Source organism: Ruegeria sp. HKCCA6837 (assembly GCF_013034475.1).
GTDB lineage: Bacteria > Pseudomonadota > Alphaproteobacteria > Rhodobacterales > Rhodobacteraceae > Ruegeria.
The window spans coordinates 25,415-41,887 of record NZ_WQGD01000013.1; the positions used below are offsets into that span (position 1 = coordinate 25,415).

Sequence of the window (16,473 nt, forward strand, 5' to 3'; positions counted from 1 at the left end):
GTCGTTCGTTTCTTGCGTGGTTTAGACGCTGGCATCCAAAGCTGCCAGGATCGCATCACCCATTTCGGTGGTGGACACCGGTGTGACGCCTTCATCCGCCAGCAGGTCGCCGGTGCGGACGCCTTCAGCCAGAACTTTCTCGATCGCGGCTTCAAGGCGGTCTGCCTCTTCGCCCTGATCGAAGCTATAGCGCAGCGCCATGGCAAAGCTGAGGATACAGGCGATCGGGTTTGCTTTGCCCTGACCCGCGATATCAGGGGCCGAGCCGTGGACCGGTTCGTACATCGCCTTGGGGCGGCCATTGGCCATAGGCGCGCCCAGCGAAGCTGAAGGCAACATGCCCAGAGAGCCCGTCAGCATCGCGGCACAGTCGGACAGGATGTCACCGAACAGGTTGTCGGTCAGGATCACGTCGAACTGCTTCGGCGCGCGCACCAACTGCATGGCGCCGTTGTCGGCATACATATGGCTCAGCTCAACCTCGGGGTAGTCGGCGGCGACACGATTCACGACTTCACGCCACAGGATGCCGGATTCCATGACGTTGGCTTTTTCCATCGAGCACAGCTTTTTGTTCCGGCGCATCGCCAGTTCAAAGGCCGAGCGTGCGGCGCGTTCAATCTCGGATTCGGTGTAACGCTGGGTGTTGATGCCGACGCGTTCATTGCCTTCTTCGAAGATGCCGCGCGGTTCGCCGAAATAGACGCCCGAGGTCAGCTCGCGCACGATCATGATATCCAGACCGGCAACGATGTCTTTTTTCAGCGACGAGAAATCGGCCAGCGCGTCAAAGCACTGGGCCGGGCGCAGGTTCGAATACAGGTCCATCTCCTTGCGCAGGCGCAGCAGGCCGCGCTCGGGCTTGAGGCTGAAATCCAGATCGTCGTATTTCGGGCCGCCAACAGCACCCAGCAGAACCGCGTCCACCTCTTGCGCTTTGGCCATCGTCTCATCAGACAGCGGCTTGCCGTGGGCGTCATAGGCGGCACCGCCGACAAGGTCCTCGCTCAAGTCAAATTGAAGACCGCGATTGGTGCCGAACCAATCGATGATTCTGCGCACTTCGGCCATAACTTCCGGGCCAATTCCGTCTCCGGGCAGGATGAGGAGCGAGGGGTTGGACATGAAGGGTCTCCTTGCGTTTTGTTGCACAGGCCCTAGCGTCTGCGGTGCATCGGGTCAATGAGACGAACCCGTCAAAACACGAGGAAAACACATGCTGACACCTGGAAACCCGGTTCCTGCGCTGAAAATCGAAACCGTGGCGCATGGCCGCTTCGATCTTGAGACGGACAAGGGCGAAAACGGGACTCTGGTGATTCAATATCGCGGGCTTCATTGCCCAATCTGCATCAAGCAGATGACCGAGGTCGAGGCGGCGCTGGACGATTTTGCGGCGCTGGGCGTCGAGGTCATCATGATCACAACCGATACCGCCGAACGTGCCGCCGAAACAGCCGAAAAAGCAGGGGCAAAACGACTGCGCGTGGGTCACAGCCTGCCGCTGGCTGCCGCCCGCGAGGATTGGGGGCTGAACATCTCAACCAAGCGCGAAGGCAGTGCAGAACCCGATTTTTTCGCAGAGCCCGGTCATTTCTATATCGCACCCGATCAGACGCTCTATTACGCGTGGCAGCAGACCACGCCATTTGGGCGCCCGTCGATGTCGGATATTGCGGGTGGCCTGAAGTTCACGCTGGGCAACAATTACCCTGCGCGCGGGACTTATACAGGGCCGCTTTGACCGTCAAAGACTGGCCTTGAGCCCTTCGGCCAAAAGGTCCCAGACCCTGCGAATGCGCGGGGTCTGGCGCATGGCTTGCGGCGCGGCCAGCCACACCGGCATTTTCTTGATCTCGACCCCAATATCCAGAATTTCGACCAGCGGATCGGCCTCGGCCACCTGAATCTGACTGAATCCCAGTCCGCAGCCTGCCCGGATCAGTTCCCAATACACGGTCTGGTGGTCGCATCGTGTGGCAAAGGCATCGCGCCCAACGTTCCAGCCCCTTTCCTGCATCGAAGCAATGATGCGGTCATCCGTGTCAAACCCCACCAGATCATGCTGGAACACCTCTTCTGGTGAGGTCGGGCGACCTGCGCGATCCAAATAGCTTTTAGCGGCGCAAAAACATAACGAGATCTCACCCAAATGCCGGGTCAGAATGTCCATCTGTTCGGGGCGGTACATGCGCACGGCAATATCGGCTTCTCGGAACAGCAGGTTTTCGGTGGCATCGGTGGCAACCAGTTCCAACTGAATCGCAGGTTCCTGTTGCCGGATATGTGCCAAAATCGGCGGCAGGATGTGGTTCGATGCAAAGACCGACGCGGTAATGCGCACTGATCCTTCCAGTTGTTGCGACTGACCGGCTGCTGTCATGCTAAAAGCGTTCATGGCCGTGTGCATCTGTTGGGCCATGGGCAGCAATTGATGGCCCACATCGCTTAGCTTCAGCCCTCTTGCGTGTCGTTCAAAAAGAGAAACCTCCAGCTCGGCTTCCAGCGTCTGAATCTGCCGTCCCAAGGTGGGCTGGCTGCGGTCCAACTGTCGGGCTGCGGCAGAAAGAGACCCGGTTTCGGCCACCGCAAGAAAGCTTTGGATCAGGGACCAGTCGGCATGTGTAAGGGCTTTGTCCATTCAAAAATGAATACATGATCTGCAATTTGGGGCAATTCCCTATTGCTTTCCTTAGGGTAATCTCTGCCCCAACAGGAGGGAACCATGCCGCAATCCGTACTTATTCTGGGGGCCACGGGCCGATTTGGTCGCAACGCTGCGCTGGCGTTTCGCAACGCCGGGTGGACCGTGCACAGCTTTGACCGCACGCGCGACACGCTGGAACAAGAGGCGCGCGGAATGGACGTTATCGTCAATGGCTGGAATCCACCCTACCCCGATTGGGCAGGTCTTGTACCGGGCCTGCACCAACAGGTGATTAAGGTAGCGGAGGAGACCGGGGCAACGGTTTTGGTGCCGGGAAACGTCTATGTCTTTGGACCTGAAGCACCGGGTCCCTGGTACGGTGGAACACCGCACAAGGCGCGCAACCCTTTGGGTCGTGTCAGAATAGAGATGGAGGAAGCCTATCGCCGCTCGACCGCGCGTACCATTATTCTGCGTGCCGGGGATTTCATTGACACATGTGCCTCGGGCAACTGGTTTGATCAGGTCATGATCAAAGATCTTGCTAAGGGGCGGTTGGTCTATCCCGGCAACCCGGACATCCCGCATGCGTGGGCTTATCTACCAGATCTGGCCCGCGTTGCAGTGCTGCTGGCCGAAAAGCGCCATGAGTTGCCCCGGTTTTGCGATGTCCCATTCGAAGGTTACACCCTGACCGGATCACAATTTGCTCATGCTCTGTCGAAGGTCACTGGGCAGGACATTTCCGTGAAGCCGATGCACTGGTGGCCCTTGAAATTGGCTCGACCGTTTTGGCGTATGGCCGCGCACTTGCTTGAGATGCGGTATCTTTGGCAAGTGCCCCATCAGTTGGACGGCACATACCTTACCGAGTTGCTAGGCGCGGTGCCGCGGACTGATTTGGATGTTGCCCTATGTTCTGCGATTCCAACGCAACTTGTAGCCCCATCGCCTGCGATCCGGTCCGTCGGCGGCGGTCTGTTGAAACCTGCCAACAACTGACCTTCGTTGCGTTTACTTTGGACGGTGAAGGTTACCCGGTTCAATAAGAGGCCAGACCTCGCGCTGCTAATCCAATTGGCTGCGGCGGAGCGACGGATGCCGCCGCGAACAATTTTTCTGTTTATTGGATCTGATCCTTCAACGGGTGCGCCACGCCCCTTCGGGACCAACTATCGCGTCGCCCGAGGTTTCACGACCTCCACCGGTTTGTTGGCAAAAACCCTGATAGCTGAGGCTCACGAGGCGTGTTGACCCACAGCTCACGGTCCGGGTGCATACCGCCGCCGCGCACAGCGGGCACGGCGGATGACCGCATCCGGTGCAAAAGGCGGGTATCCGCTGTACCGCAATTTGGATGTACGCCGCCGTTTCCAGCCACCTCGGCCTCCCAGCGTGCCTTGCGTTCAGCAACAACATTTGGGTCGTCCAAAACCGGCGCGTTCAGCTCGTTCACATTCAAATCGGCAATAATCTCATCTCCGTCCTCAACCAAAGCAATCGGGCCACCCAAAGCAGCCTCAGGTCCGACATGCCCAATAACCAGCCCGACCGATCCGCCCGAAAAACGCGCGTCGGTCATCAGAGCAACTGTGACCCCCCGTTCGCGGCACAGGGTCGTGATCCGTGCCGTTGCGTCCAACATCTCGGGCATGCCTGGTGCACCTGACGGCCCTTCGTATCGAACAATGATCATATCATTGTCTTCAAATCCCATTGGGTTGGTGTCGAGCATCTCAAGCAGGCGGGCTTCGCCCTCGAACACCCTCGCTTTACCTCGGAACACGTTGTCCTCAAGTCCGCGCTCGACACCTGCAAGCTTCAAAATGGCGCTGAATTCCGGTGACAGATTACCGCCCAGAAGGCGCAGGCCGCCCGTTTCTTTAAAGGGCGCTGACACAGGATAGATCACCGTACCGTCCGGCGCGGCAGCGCCCAGACGTTGGACCTGTTCCGCCAGAGTTTCGCCAGTGCACGTCGGCGCGTCGCCATTGACCATGCCAGCGTCGATCAGTTCCTTGACGATCACCTGCACACCACCGACCCTGTCGATGTCCACCATCGAATAGCGGCCGTAGGGTCGTGCGTCTGTCAGGACCGGAACAATTTTCTGAGACCATTCATTGAACTCTTCTGGTGTGACGATGTCTTTCCAGAAATTCGCGTAACCTGCGGCACGGGCAATCTCGGGCGCGTGCAGAACCACGTTGGTCGAGCCGCCGATCGCCATCGCAACAGTCAACGCGTTGCGCAGTGAGTCGCGCCCGACGATGTCGCGCGGGCGCGTGCCGTTTCCGATCAACTTGGCAAGGTAGCCAACCAACTGCGACGGAAACTCTTCCATGCGGCGCGGGTCGTCCGAAGGTGGTGCCACCATATGCAAGGGTTGCATGCCTACAACGCCGATAAAGGTTTGCATCGTATTGTAGGTGAAAATCCCGCCGCACGATCCAATACCGGGGCAGGCCAGGCAGGCAATTCGTTTGCGGTATGCGGCGTCTTCGCTTCCAGCAACTTGATAAGCGGCGATGATGTCCAGCATTTCGCCGGTTTCCGGGTCTTTCGAGGGATGAATAGACCCATCTGACATCATAATCGCAGGTTGGTTGTGTTCGAGCAACGCAGCCAGCGTTCCGACAGGTGGCTTGTCACACGCCACCACGGCAATCGTACCACCCAAGCCCGACGCTGACAGGTGTTCAGAAAACACGTCGTTGGTTACTTCACGCCCGATGAGTGAATACCGCATTTCTCGCGTTCCATTGCGGATGCCGTCAGATGTTGCGATGGAGTATTCAGGCTGAACCAGACGCATGGCGATTTTGCCTGCGTCTTTGCCAATCTGGTCTCGCAGTGCTGCATGTATTGCTTCGACCTTGGGCTGCACGCCAAGATAGCACTGACTATCGCCTTTTGTGCCGACAACACCAACAGAAGGCGCGTGGATCAGATCTTCGTCCGTGCCAAGTTCGCGCGCAATTCCATAGGCCTGAGAGTTGCGTCCAGGATGGTCGTCGATCAGTACAGGATTCTTAGCCACGAGATACCTCCAAAATGGATTTCAGAACTCAATCGACCGCCATCACCTCTGAGGGAAACTGTGGGCGCAAAACCTTGCGCGCAGGCAGGTATGAGGGTTCCAGATCAGTGAAACTCAAAGACGCGGTTCCGTCAATGAAACTCAAATTGGGGTTTTTTTAAACGTATTCTCGGGGCAAAGAGCTATGGCAGCGCCACGTCGACCCAGACCAGCCGGTGCCTGCTTGCACGATGCGCATTGTCCCACAAAGGTTCACCATCTTTGGGCCATAGAACACCTGACTCCAAAACTCGCAGATCGCGGGAGGGTAAAACGTAATCAACGCGCATTTCACCCGTCGCTTTCCAGTCAACTGTTGCGGACGAGCCTGATGGGTCTGTCGGTACCGGATCTTGAAGGCGAGGATCGGTCAGAAGGGTGCGAATGGCCCGTTTGTGACCTTCCCCGCGCTCGGGATCGAGGTTGGCATCACCCGCAATGACGAAGGGACCATTTGGAACCGGCCCCAGATCACCGCTCAGCAGGACAGACCAAAACCTAATCTCATCCCGATTGCGCAGTCCGTTGCGATCCTCGGGCCCATCGAACACCGGTGGGGCTGCGTGAAAGGTCATCAGGTTGAGCCGCCCCAAAGGTGTTTCAATGGGCACCACCCAATGCGCTGTTGAGGACAGGCGCTGTATTTGGTGTGCTTCTTCAGACGGAAAAGGGCGGTCATCCACGAAAGGTAATGCTGCCCCCGGAAGATCTTGCCAGAGCAGCTCTGAAAAGTTCAAAATCTCTTCGGTGACGATTTCATAGCGGGACAGAATTGCCAGCCCGCCCTGTCCGGTGAAACGGCCCCAGCCCTGCGCGTCACCGGGGCCTTGTGTGCGTCCATCACCATCCAGATCCAACGGTGTTTCCAAGCCAGCATTGGGCTGAGCGGCATAAAAGTAACCATAGTCCAGACCAGCGGCGCGCAGCTTTTGAGACAGAGCGTTGACTGCGGCTCCCTCCAGATCCCAGTCGATACCCTGAAGCGCGATAATGTCGGGGCGGGCGGCTGAAACCACGTCGATGGCTGCAAGAACCTGGGCGTCATCCCGGTCTATGTCCCGCAGCAACAGCGCCGGGCCTTTTCGGCTCAGCTCGGTGTTGTAGGTGGCGATGCGCACGACTTCTGCCTGCGCCGCAATGGGCAGCAGAAGCAGGATAAGCAGGCGGATCATGCGGCCTGAGTCGTCTCGCTTGTTGAATAGGCGCGCCGTTTTTCCACGATCAGCCCGGCGATACGCAGGGTGGCCACACCGCGCATGATCATGCTGGCGGGCAGGAAGGCCCAGGCGCTCATCATCCAGATCAGTGTCTGTGGATTGTTCAGCGAAATCGGAGCGATCACACTGTTCATCAGTTTTATGACGGCCGGTATGAGGAACGGTAGCAAAATACCGATACAGATGTTCAGGCGGCCATCACGTTGCAACCGAATAACGACATCTCCGCCCTTGGTGGGGTCAAACAAAGGAAGATTGGTCCATACATTGAAGGCACCGTTTCCTGTGGGCCACCCCCGGACTTTGACGGCATAGGCAAAACTGGCGATCGTCACCAAAGCCGCGACGTAGGCTACGCTGGCTGTAACCCTAATCAGTTCGATCAGCGACTGGCTGGCATCCGCTGGCAGCATCAACACGATCAGGCGCACCGGAGAATAGGGAAAGTCCACCACGTTGGCGACGGCCAGACCAACGCCGTAAGAAAAGGTTGTCAGTTCTGTTGGAGCATAAACGTTTTTGCAGATTAGCGTCAGAAACGTGACCATCGACATAAGGCCAACAAAACGCAGGCGGTTGACCGGTGGGGCATCGCGAAATTCTATAAAGCTGGGAAAGGCCGAGTTATACTCGGCGAACGTCAGTATGAACGCGAGGATCGCGAGGAAGACCAGTATTTCGGTCCCGTTCGTCGATGATACAGGCAGGTACAACGCGGGTGTCAGCACCATCAGTGCCACAAGTACTCCGCGTATCGCCGCCCCTGTTGTGCGTGCAATCACATTCCGAACCCTTTTTCAAACCGGACCAGCCGATCTTTGCCGACTTGTATCCAACTTGTGCCCGTCCAATCTCGTCTTTGCGACGGATGCCTCGTTAGCGCCAAGATGAACGATAAGCGGCATTTCGCTCAAGACAGGGTGCAGAAAACACGTGATTTCGGGCAAAATGATGGCGCAACTGGTGCGGGATTGCATCATTTTGGGCGCAAATTCGACGTGTATCTCAATTTGAGACCAAGATGTTGTGGTTGTTGGAAAATCAACCCCAAGAATGAGAGGGGGGCCGCCTAGGCGACCCCGTTAGGTTGAGTATCCACAGATTCGACCCCAGAATCAGACCCAAGGGCGGGCTTGACCGGCGTGATCTTCGAATTTGTCGATGTGGTGGTCTTTTTCCATTGTCAGGCCGATATCGTCCAAACCATTCAGCAAGCAGTGCTTGCGGTGTGGGTCGATGTCAAATTCGATGACAACACCATCCGAGGTGGTGATCTGCTGATCTTCCAGATGAACGGTCATGCGGGCGTTCTCGCCTTTGTGCGCGTCTTCCATCAGGACTGCATGATGCTCTTCCTCGACCACGATGGGCAGGATACCGTTCTTGAAACAGTTGTTGAAAAAGATGTCAGCAAAGCTGGTCGAGATCACGACCTTGATACCGAAATCCTTGATCGCCCAGGGCGCGTGCTCGCGCGATGAGCCGCAGCCGAAATTGTCGCCAGCCACCAGAATCTCGGCCTCGCGATAGGCGGGTTTGTTCAGGACGAATTCCTCGTTCTCCTGCCCGTCATCGTGATAGCGCATCTCGTCAAACAGAACGACGCCCAGGCCGGACCGCTTGATAGTTTTCAGGTGCACTTTCGGAATGATCATATCGGTGTCGATATTGATCAGCGGCATTGGGGCGGCCACCCCGTGGACTTTGTCAAACTTTTCCATGTTCACACTCCTGCGGGAGAGGGCCGCGCCCATGCCCCGCGTTTAAGCTTCTTTTGTTTCGTCTTTGGGTGCGTTCTTGACGAAGAACGCCATGAAGACCAATCCGAACCCGTTGAACAGCATCTCGATGCCCAGGAAGATCCCCAGTATACTCAGCAATGCCTGTGGCTCCTGCCCGACATAGCTCCAGATGATACCGGCAAGGATGATCGACAAGATGCCCGAGATCATGGTGGGCCAGAAAAACTGTGTTCCTTTCATCTGGAACGACAGAATGACCCGCGCGATGCCGCCTGCCATGAACAGGATCAGCATCACGGTCGCCAGCGTCAGCGTACCCTGCAATGGGTGACCCAGAAAGGACCAGCCCAGAAACAGCATGACCGCACCCATGATGAGCGACAGGATCTTGTTGCCGGTGCCTTCAACGGTGAAACCGCCGACCACCTGCAACGCGCCCGAGATCAGAAGCAACGCTCCGGTCACGACCGTGACGGCCACAGACGCCACAACTGGCGCGCCCAGCACAAAGATACCGAACGCTATGGACAGAAGCCCCAGCAGAAGCCATTTGATCCAGTCACTCATGTTTTCAATCCCTCAAATATCTAGATATGAGGGAAGCTTACATCAATTCACGGACGTCTGTCAGCCGTCCTGTGATTGCCGCTGCGGCAGCCATTGCCGGGCTCAGCAAATGGGTCCGACCACCACGGCCCTGACGACCTTCGAAGTTGCGGTTCGAGGTCGCGGCACAGCGCTCGCCCGGTTGCAACTGATCCGGGTTCATCGCCAGACACATCGAACATCCGGCCAGACGCCATTCGAACCCGGCCTCTTTGAAGATGTCCGCCAGACCTTCTTCCTCGGCCTGCGCACGAACCAGACCCGAACCGGGCACGACCATGGCGCGCATTCCGTCCTTGATCTTTTTGCCCTTCAGAATTTCGGCCGCGGCGCGCAGGTCTTCGATGCGGCCATTGGTGCAGGACCCGATGAACACTGTGTCGATTTCCACATCGCTGAGCTTCTGACCGGCTTCCAGACCCATGTATTCGATCGAACGGCGGGCCGCGTCGACCTTGCCTCCTTCGAAGTCTTCAGGGTGAGGTACAGATGCGGTGATCGGCAGAACATCTTCAGGGCTGGTGCCCCAAGTCACAACCGGAGCAATATCCTCGCCACGCAGGGTGATGACCTTGTCAAAATGCGCGTTTTCGTCTGTGTAAAGCGTTTTCCACCAGTTCAAAGCGGCTTCCCACTGCGCGCCCTTGGGGGCGTGCGGGCGGCCTTTGACGTATTCAAAGGTGGTTTCATCCGGCGCGATCAGGCCAGCGCGCGCGCCGCCTTCGATGGCCATGTTACAGACGGTCATACGACCTTCCATCGACAGATCACGGATCGCTTCGCCGCAATACTCTATCACATAACCCGTGCCACCGGCTGTGCCGGTTTCACCGATCACGGCCAAAGTGATGTCTTTGGCGGTCACTCCCGGCTGCAGTTTGCCGGTGATTTCCACCTTCATGTTCTTGGATTTCTTCTGGATCAGCGTTTGCGTGGCCAGAACATGCTCGACCTCAGAGGTGCCGATGCCGTGGGCCAACGCACCGAACGCGCCGTGAGTCGCCGTGTGGCTGTCGCCGCAAACAACGGTCATGCCGGGCAGGGTCCAACCCTGTTCAGGGCCAACGATGTGCACAATGCCCTGACGCACATCGTTCACGGGGTAGTAGTGAATACCGAAATCCTTGGCGTTCTTGTCCAGTGCTTCGACCTGGATGCGCGATTCCGGGTTTTCAATTCCGTTCACGCGGTCCGGTGTAGTGGGCACGTTGTGATCCGGCACAGCGATAGTTTTTTCCGGCGCGCGCACCTTGCGACCGGCCATCCGCAGCCCTTCAAAGGCTTGCGGGCTGGTCACTTCGTGCACCAGATGGCGGTCGATATAAAGCAAACAGGTGCCATCATCGGCTTCGTGCGCGACATGGGCATCCCAGATCTTGTCATAGAGTGTTTTGGGGGACATCGGTCCTCTCCCGTATGTAATGAGAAATGGCTGGCGAGTTGGCTCAGGCCGCAGATAGGCGGGCCAGAACCGTGCGGGCGGCCCCAAAGAACCGTTCACGCAGGCGCGTGCGGTCTTGCAGTTTCGGAGCAGGGGCCAAGTTGAGTCTCATGCGGTCCAGATATATCGGGCTTGACTGTCAATCAAGGTTCAATCCGGTGTCAGGCTTGCATCACCCGGCGTTGCTGTCCAAGCTGTGATCATGAACCAAGACCTGATCCCCAGCACGTTGTCGGACCTATACAACAACATGGTCGGGGCTTTTTCTGTTCAGTTTGGAAAAATGGTCGAATTGGTCGTTACACCGGGCTGGCGGCAATACCAGTTGATTATCATCCTGTTCCTGTGGGCGCTGGCCTTCCTGCTAAAAGCTCTGACGCAGTCCAGATGGGAAGCTTGGGCACGAGCGCGAAGCGGATGGCCAAAGTGGCGCCTGCGCGTGCTCGTCCAGCTGATGCGGCGGCTGACACTGGTTTATTTCGTGATTTTATCCTGGTCGCTGTATTTGATTATGCAGCACGTCACCTGGCCGTCTCGCAGCTATTTTATTGGTGTGCTTGCAACATTGGCAGCGGCTTGGCTGGCTATTGCGCTGATCGCCAGACTTGTACGAAACCGCACACTGCGGCGCATCTTCAAATGGGCCATGTGGGTCTATGCAACGCTCGTTGCATTGAACCTGACGGATGACGTGGCAGGTTTTCTGGACGGCGTGGCGATTTCCATCGGCGATCTGCACATTTCGGCGCTGGGCATTCTCAAGGCGATTCTGCTGATTGGCGTTCTGCTGACGTTGGCGCGCATCGGCACCCGAGCCGCTGAACAGGGGTTGCAGAGCAATGATGACATCACGCCGTCAATGCAGGTGCTTTTAGCCAAGGGCATTCAGGTTCTGCTCTATGGCGCAGTCTTTTTGACCGCCATCCGCACGCTAGGGTTTGATCTGACAGGTATCGCGCTGCTGTCGGGGGCGATCGGTGTGGGCATCGGGTTTGGCCTGCAAAAAGTGGTGTCAAACCTGATTTCCGGGATCATCATTCTGATGGACCGCTCGATCAAGCCCGGCGACGTTATTTCGCTGGGCGACACGTTTGGTTGGATCAACGCATTGGGTGCGCGATACGTCTCGGTGGTCACTCGGGATGGGCGAGAATACCTGATCCCGAACGAGGATCTGATCACCAATCAAGTGGTGAACTGGTCGCATTCCGACAAGTTCGTGCGTTTGGATCTGGATTTTGGCACCAGCTATGACGATGACCCTCATAAGGTTCGTGCCACGTCGATCCGGGCGGTGAAAGCGGTGACACGGGTTCTGAGCGGAGGGTCGCATGAGCCGGTTTGCCACATCACCGGCTTTGGCGACAGCAGCGTTGACTATGTGTTGCGCTTTTGGATCAGCGATCCGACCAAAGGGCTGACCAATATTCGCGGCAATGTCTATCTGGCGCTTTGGGACGCTTTCAAGGAAGAAGGCATCTCGATCCCGTTCCCGCAGCGCGAGGTTCGGTTGCTGCCAGACGGCGTAACCGCGCAACAGATCGTTGAAGAGTGAACACGCGTACGCGACCTTTGGTTTGCATTCATTGAAATGTTGCAATCCCCTTGTTACCTTATTAGTACCCCGGCGCCGGGGTTTCACGGCGCGCAGCAAAGGAGGACTATGTCCTGTCTCTACATACTCAGGCGGGTTTGCCCGCCGATGATGGGGCCAGTGTAATGGCCCACTCTCAGTCAATCAGCGACAAGCTGCTTGAGCGTATCCTTTCCTCACTTTCCGATGACAAGGCCGAAGACGTCGTGCAGATCAACCTGCAAGGTAAGTCTTCTGTTGCGGATCACATGGTGATTGCCTCGGGTCGGTCGACCCGTCAGGTCTCGGCCATGGCGGAAAAGTTGACGGATCGCATCAAGCAGGAATTCGGTTTCACCTCGAAGGTTGAAGGTAAGGATGCCGGCGACTGGGTGTTGATCGATACGGGCGACGTGATCGTCCATATCTTCCGCCCCGAAGTGCGTGAATTCTATCAGCTGGAAAAGATGTGGCTGCCTCAGGGCGGCAGCGCCTCGGCGAACTGAGGCGCCATCCTGGCCCGCATTGAGGGGCCGGAGGCGAGAGAGATATGCGTATCAGCATAGTTGCGGTCGGGCGATTGCGCGCTGGACCGGAAAAGTCCCTGCTTGATGATTACCTGAACCGATTTGACCGGACCGGCCGCGGCTTGGGCCTTGGTCCCGCCCGCGTGATCGAGGTCGAAGACAAGAAAAATGCAGGCATGGGGGCCGAGTCCGCGCTGCTGCGCAAAGCGCTGCCCAAAGGCGCGGTGATCTGTACATTGGATGAGCGCGGACGGGTCATGTCCTCACCCGATTTTGCCAAGAAGCTGGGCGGCTGGCGTGATGCCGGGCGGCAGGATTTGGCGCTGGTTATTGGCGGAGCGGACGGAATAGACCCTAATCTGCGGGCCGAGGCCGATTTTTCCATCTCATTCGGGTCAATGGTCTGGCCCCATATGCTGGTCCGTGTGATGCTGGCCGAGCAACTTTACCGGGCCGCAACCATCCTGTCGGGCGGCCCTTATCACCGGGTCTGACATGGCGCAGCTTCTGATCGTTTACCATTCGCGCACTGGTGGCGCCCGGCAAATGGCCGAAGCGGCGGCTGCGGCGGGTCACGACGAGGCAGACATTGTTCTGAAAACCGCTGATCAGGCCGGTCCTGAGGATTTGTTGGGCGCGGATGGCTATATCTTCTGTGCCCCGGAAAATCTGGCCGCAATTTCAGGTCTGATGAAAGAGTTTTTCGATCGCAGCTACTATCCGGTTCTGGGTAAGATCGAAGGTCGCCCTTATGCGCAAATGGTTTGTGCAGGATCAGATGGTGCCAACGCCGCGCGCCAAACCGCGCGCATTGCAACCGGCTGGCGGTTGAAAGAAGTGCAGCCGCCTCTGATCCTCTGCACTCATTCACAAACGTCCGAAGCGATTCTGGCCGAAAAGACCATCCCCGAAGGACAACTTGAGAAATGCCGCGAGATCGGTGCAGCGATGGCGGCAGGCTTGGCCCTTGGGGTGTTCTGAACTTCAGTACAGGTCGATCACCGTTGTGTCTTCACCCCAGCCACCGACATTGTCTCGTGCCTGAATCTGGACCTGGGTTGTGCCTTCGGGTATCGCTACACCGCTCAGCGAGCGGGTGAACGGCTGCTCATCCACATGCGGATGATGCAGGACACGCATCCCTAGTTCATTGCCATTCATGTCCAAAACGCGCCAGCCATCGGCGTAGTCATCCCATCCGGTGTCCGGGTGCCGGATCGTGACATCGAAGCGCCATGTGTCGCCGCCGCGGGTGGCCGCGACCTTCTCGATCGTTGGGGGGTCGGCAAAGGCAGGGCTGGCCAGGAAGGCGCTGAGAATCACATATCGCATGGCGCGAATGTACGGGTTATCGCGGCGCATCGGGATCACGTCTCTGTGTAAGGGGATTGGGATATCAGGATTGTTCGGGACTGCGAAGCAAACTCGCGTCGATACAAAACACCGAACGTGATTATGGTGCTCAGCATCAAAGCGATTGGCCCGAGGAACCATGCCAGCGAGGCCAATGCAAAATAGGTGGCGCGCAGGCCACGGTTAAAGCTGCGGGCGGCTGTGACGCAAATTTCGGCCGACTGAGCGGCGCGCGGGTACGCCTGCGGGTCTTCGGGATCGTTCGGGACCGAGGCCATCAACACAGCACAATAGCCAAACAAGCGATGCGCCCAGACATATTTCAGGAATGCGTTGGCCAGCAGAAGTACGACGACAAGTATCTTGATTTCCCACACCAAAGCGGGTGCGCTTCCAATGGCAAGGTCGCTGGCCACCCCGGCAAGTCGCTCGGTATTGCCCAGCAGGGCCAGCCCGCCGCCGATGGCAATCATCGTGGTGGATGCAAAGAACGTGCTGCCCTGCCGCATGGCGGCCACAACCTGCGCGTCAAACATGCGCGGTTGGCGCGTCACCATCTCGCGCATCCAGTCGCGGCGGTAATTGTCCATCATTTGCGAGACAGATCGCCTCTGTGGCGACGGATGTTCGATCTTCCACCCTATCCACAGCCATGCGCCCAGCAGCAAGCCGAGGGCGGCGTAATCCAAAGGGGCAAACAAAGCGGCACGTTCGATCCAGGTCATGGGCGTGACAGTAAAACTGAACGGAAGAACTTGCCAGATCATGAAATTGGTAATATTATTTTACCAAATTGGAGGATCAGCGATGGAAATGCCCCGGCCAAATCCCGATGTTCTGGCGCGAAAGCAAGCCGTTCTGGCGCGATTGCTGCAGGTATTGCCTGAGGATGCTGTGATTCACGATCCGGCTGAGACGCGGGCCTATGAGTGTGACGCGCTGACCGCTTATCGCTGCCCGCCGATGCTGGCAGTACTTCCGTCATCCACGCAGGACGTGTCCGAAGTCCTGCGAATTTGCCATGAGGAAGGGGTTCCTGTGGTGCCACGTGGTTCCGGCACGTCGCTGGCGGGTGGGGCCTTGCCGACTGCGGATTGCGTCATTCTGGGCGTGGCGCGGATGAATGAGGTGCTGGAGGTCGATTATGACAACCGCTTCATAAAGGTGCAGACCGGACGGACCAATCTGAGCGTGACAGGCGCGGTCGAGGAAGAGGATTTCTTTTATGCGCCTGATCCGTCTTCGCAATTGGCCTGTGCCATTGCGGGCAATATCGCGATGAATTCGGGTGGCGCGCATTGCCTGAAATACGGTGTGACCACGAACAACCTGCTGGGCGTGACCATGGTGATGATGGACGGCAGTGTTGTGGAAATCGGCGGCGCGCATCTGGATGCCTCTGGCCTGGACCTGCTGGGTGTTATTTGTGGCTCAGAGGGGCAGCTGGGCGTGGTGACCGAGGCCACGCTGCGCATTCTGCGTAAACCCGAAGGGGCGCGACCGGTTCTGATGGGGTTCGACGACAATGAGGTCGCGGGCCAATGTGTCTCTGACATTATCAAATCGGGCATCTTGCCGGTTGCGATCGAGTTCATGGACACCCTGTGCATTCAAGCCTGCGAGAATTTTGCGCATGCCGGGTATCCCGATTGCACCGCCTTGCTGATTGTCGAGGTCGAAGGCTCGGAGGCTGAGATCGACTATCAGTTGGCGAAGATCATAGAAATCGCCAAGCGCCACAATCCTGTTGAATTGCGTGAGAGCCAGTCTGCCGAAGAAAGCGCGAAGATTTGGCTGGGTCGCAAATCGGCTTTTGGCGCGATGGGTCAAATGAACGATTACATGTGTCTGGACGGCACCATCCCGGTATCCTCCTTGCCCGAGGTTCTGCGCCGGATCGGAGAGTTGAGCGAGGAATACGGCCTGCCCGTTGGCAATGTCTTCCACGCGGGTGACGGCAACATGCACCCCTTGATCCTGTTTGACGCCAACAAACCGGGCGATCTGGAGAAATGCGAAGCATTTGGTGCTGATATTTTGAAGCTGTGTGTCGACGTAGGCGGGTGCCTGACCGGAGAACATGGTGTCGGCATCGAAAAGCGGGATCTAATGGCACACCAGTACGCGCCAGCGGATCTTGAGGCGCAGATGGCGATTAAAGATGTGTTCGATCCGCAGTGGTTGTTGAATCCCGCGAAGGTGTTCCCCTTGGACGCATCCGAGGCGAGGCGCCTTGCGGCGGAATAGGGGCTCTGCCCCAATTGCGCAGGCGCGGTTTCCCCGGAGTT

18 protein-coding genes are annotated in these 16,473 nt (G+C 57.6%); 7 read left to right on the forward strand and 11 right to left on the reverse strand.

Annotated elements, in window-relative coordinates:
* Positions 1-21: 21 nt before the first annotated feature.
* Positions 22-1,125: a 3-isopropylmalate dehydrogenase gene (leuB, locus tag GOV91_RS16605; protein ID WP_171236338.1), complete on the reverse strand. Its 1,104-nt coding sequence runs from the start codon at positions 1,123-1,125 to the stop codon at positions 22-24.
* Between the two features lie 91 nt (positions 1,126-1,216).
* On the opposite strand from leuB, the gene GOV91_RS16610 reads away from it, so the two are divergent.
* On the forward strand, positions 1,217-1,744 hold the full coding sequence (locus tag GOV91_RS16610; RefSeq protein ID WP_171236339.1) for a redoxin domain-containing protein: 528 nt from the start codon (positions 1,217-1,219) through the stop codon (positions 1,742-1,744).
* Positions 1,745-1,747: 3 nt separating this feature from the next.
* Here the strand turns inward: GOV91_RS16610 and GOV91_RS16615 are convergent, their stop codons facing one another.
* Positions 1,748-2,641 carry a LysR family transcriptional regulator gene (locus GOV91_RS16615; RefSeq protein WP_171236340.1) on the reverse strand — a complete coding sequence of 298 codons (894 nt, stop codon included), beginning with the start codon at positions 2,639-2,641 and terminating at the stop codon, positions 1,748-1,750.
* A gap of 84 nt (positions 2,642-2,725) precedes the next feature.
* Here GOV91_RS16615 and GOV91_RS16620 point away from each other — a divergent pair, with 84 nt between their 5' ends.
* Positions 2,726-3,649: an epimerase gene (locus GOV91_RS16620; protein ID WP_171236341.1), complete on the forward strand. Its 924-nt coding sequence runs from the start codon at positions 2,726-2,728 to the stop codon at positions 3,647-3,649.
* 190 nt (positions 3,650-3,839) lie between these two features.
* Here the strand turns inward: GOV91_RS16620 and GOV91_RS16625 are convergent, their stop codons facing one another.
* The 7 genes from GOV91_RS16625 to GOV91_RS16655 all read right to left on the reverse strand — a co-directional run bounded on the left by GOV91_RS16625 (position 3,840) and on the right by GOV91_RS16655 (position 10,844).
* Positions 3,840-5,687, reverse strand: a complete 1,848-nt coding sequence (locus tag GOV91_RS16625; RefSeq protein ID WP_371732333.1) for a dihydroxy-acid dehydratase — start codon at positions 5,685-5,687, stop codon at positions 3,840-3,842.
* Between the two features lie 182 nt (positions 5,688-5,869).
* The gene (locus tag GOV91_RS16630; protein ID WP_171236342.1) at positions 5,870-6,898 is read right to left on the reverse strand and encodes an endonuclease/exonuclease/phosphatase family protein; all 1,029 of its coding nucleotides are present in this window, start codon (positions 6,896-6,898) and stop codon (positions 5,870-5,872) included.
* Positions 6,895-7,725, reverse strand: coding sequence for a hypothetical protein (locus GOV91_RS16635; protein WP_171181031.1), 831 nt, complete (start codon positions 7,723-7,725; stop codon positions 6,895-6,897). The genes GOV91_RS16630 and GOV91_RS16635 overlap by 4 nt, the downstream gene beginning before the upstream one ends.
* Before the next feature lie 333 nt (positions 7,726-8,058).
* Positions 8,059-8,664, reverse strand: coding sequence for a 3-isopropylmalate dehydratase small subunit (gene leuD / locus GOV91_RS16640; RefSeq protein WP_171181033.1), 606 nt, complete (start codon positions 8,662-8,664; stop codon positions 8,059-8,061).
* A gap of 42 nt (positions 8,665-8,706) precedes the next feature.
* On the reverse strand, positions 8,707-9,252 hold the full coding sequence (locus GOV91_RS16645) for an HdeD family acid-resistance protein (protein WP_171181036.1): 546 nt from the start codon (positions 9,250-9,252) through the stop codon (positions 8,707-8,709).
* Between the two features lie 37 nt (positions 9,253-9,289).
* Entirely contained in the window at positions 9,290-10,693 is a 1,404-nt protein-coding gene (gene leuC / locus GOV91_RS16650; RefSeq protein ID WP_171181038.1) for a 3-isopropylmalate dehydratase large subunit, read from the reverse strand.
* Between the two features lie 43 nt (positions 10,694-10,736).
* Positions 10,737-10,844, reverse strand: a complete 108-nt coding sequence (locus GOV91_RS16655) for an isopropylmalate isomerase (RefSeq protein ID WP_171181041.1) — start codon at positions 10,842-10,844, stop codon at positions 10,737-10,739.
* A 90-nt stretch (positions 10,845-10,934) separates the two neighbouring features.
* Here GOV91_RS16655 and GOV91_RS16660 point away from each other — a divergent pair, with 90 nt between their 5' ends.
* The 4 genes from GOV91_RS16660 (at position 10,935) to GOV91_RS16675 (ending at position 13,813) form a co-directional block, all read left to right on the forward strand.
* The gene (locus tag GOV91_RS16660; protein WP_171236343.1) at positions 10,935-12,287 is read left to right on the forward strand and encodes a mechanosensitive ion channel family protein; all 1,353 of its coding nucleotides are present in this window, start codon (positions 10,935-10,937) and stop codon (positions 12,285-12,287) included.
* Positions 12,288-12,451: 164 nt separating this feature from the next.
* Positions 12,452-12,811, forward strand: a complete 360-nt coding sequence (rsfS, locus tag GOV91_RS16665) for a ribosome silencing factor (protein ID WP_058276550.1) — start codon at positions 12,452-12,454, stop codon at positions 12,809-12,811.
* Between the two features lie 44 nt (positions 12,812-12,855).
* The gene (gene rlmH / locus GOV91_RS16670) at positions 12,856-13,326 is read left to right on the forward strand and encodes a 23S rRNA (pseudouridine(1915)-N(3))-methyltransferase RlmH (RefSeq protein ID WP_171236344.1); all 471 of its coding nucleotides are present in this window, start codon (positions 12,856-12,858) and stop codon (positions 13,324-13,326) included.
* A 1-nt stretch (position 13,327) separates the two neighbouring features.
* Positions 13,328-13,813 carry a flavodoxin family protein gene (locus GOV91_RS16675; protein ID WP_171181058.1) on the forward strand — a complete coding sequence of 162 codons (486 nt, stop codon included), beginning with the start codon at positions 13,328-13,330 and terminating at the stop codon, positions 13,811-13,813.
* Positions 13,814-13,816: 3 nt separating this feature from the next.
* Here GOV91_RS16675 and GOV91_RS16680 read toward each other — a convergent pair whose 3' ends face one another.
* Positions 13,817-14,194 carry a hypothetical protein gene (locus GOV91_RS16680; RefSeq protein ID WP_371732334.1) on the reverse strand — a complete coding sequence of 126 codons (378 nt, stop codon included), beginning with the start codon at positions 14,192-14,194 and terminating at the stop codon, positions 13,817-13,819.
* A gap of 5 nt (positions 14,195-14,199) precedes the next feature.
* Positions 14,200-14,910, reverse strand: a complete 711-nt coding sequence (locus GOV91_RS16685) for a DUF599 domain-containing protein (protein WP_171096663.1) — start codon at positions 14,908-14,910, stop codon at positions 14,200-14,202.
* A gap of 82 nt (positions 14,911-14,992) precedes the next feature.
* On the opposite strand from GOV91_RS16685, the gene GOV91_RS16690 reads away from it, so the two are divergent.
* Entirely contained in the window at positions 14,993-16,432 is a 1,440-nt protein-coding gene (locus tag GOV91_RS16690) for an FAD-linked oxidase C-terminal domain-containing protein (RefSeq protein WP_171236345.1), read from the forward strand.
* The last annotated feature ends 41 nt before the right edge of the window (positions 16,433-16,473 follow it).

Coding starts and splice junctions, on each gene's coding strand:
- leuB (WP_171236338.1), bottom strand. CDS start 1,125: ATGTCCAACCCCTCGCTCCTCATCCTGCCCGGAGACGGAATTGGCCCG.
- GOV91_RS16610 (WP_171236339.1), top strand. CDS start 1,217: ATGCTGACACCTGGAAACCCGGTTCCTGCGCTGAAAATCGAAACCGTG.
- GOV91_RS16615 (WP_171236340.1), bottom strand. CDS start 2,641: ATGGACAAAGCCCTTACACATGCCGACTGGTCCCTGATCCAAAGCTTT.
- GOV91_RS16620 (WP_171236341.1), top strand. CDS start 2,726: ATGCCGCAATCCGTACTTATTCTGGGGGCCACGGGCCGATTTGGTCGC.
- GOV91_RS16630 (WP_171236342.1), bottom strand. CDS start 6,898: ATGATCCGCCTGCTTATCCTGCTTCTGCTGCCCATTGCGGCGCAGGCA.
- leuD (WP_171181033.1), bottom strand. CDS start 8,664: ATGGAAAAGTTTGACAAAGTCCACGGGGTGGCCGCCCCAATGCCGCTG.
- GOV91_RS16645 (WP_171181036.1), bottom strand. CDS start 9,252: ATGAGTGACTGGATCAAATGGCTTCTGCTGGGGCTTCTGTCCATAGCG.
- leuC (WP_171181038.1), bottom strand. CDS start 10,693: ATGTCCCCCAAAACACTCTATGACAAGATCTGGGATGCCCATGTCGCG.
- GOV91_RS16655 (WP_171181041.1), bottom strand. CDS start 10,844: ATGAGACTCAACTTGGCCCCTGCTCCGAAACTGCAAGACCGCACGCGC.
- GOV91_RS16660 (WP_171236343.1), top strand. CDS start 10,935: ATGAACCAAGACCTGATCCCCAGCACGTTGTCGGACCTATACAACAAC.
- rsfS (WP_058276550.1), top strand. CDS start 12,452: ATGGCCCACTCTCAGTCAATCAGCGACAAGCTGCTTGAGCGTATCCTT.
- rlmH (WP_171236344.1), top strand. CDS start 12,856: ATGCGTATCAGCATAGTTGCGGTCGGGCGATTGCGCGCTGGACCGGAA.
- GOV91_RS16675 (WP_171181058.1), top strand. CDS start 13,328: ATGGCGCAGCTTCTGATCGTTTACCATTCGCGCACTGGTGGCGCCCGG.
- GOV91_RS16680 (WP_371732334.1), bottom strand. CDS start 14,194: ATGCGCCGCGATAACCCGTACATTCGCGCCATGCGATATGTGATTCTC.
- GOV91_RS16685 (WP_171096663.1), bottom strand. CDS start 14,910: ATGACCTGGATCGAACGTGCCGCTTTGTTTGCCCCTTTGGATTACGCC.
- GOV91_RS16690 (WP_171236345.1), top strand. CDS start 14,993: ATGGAAATGCCCCGGCCAAATCCCGATGTTCTGGCGCGAAAGCAAGCC.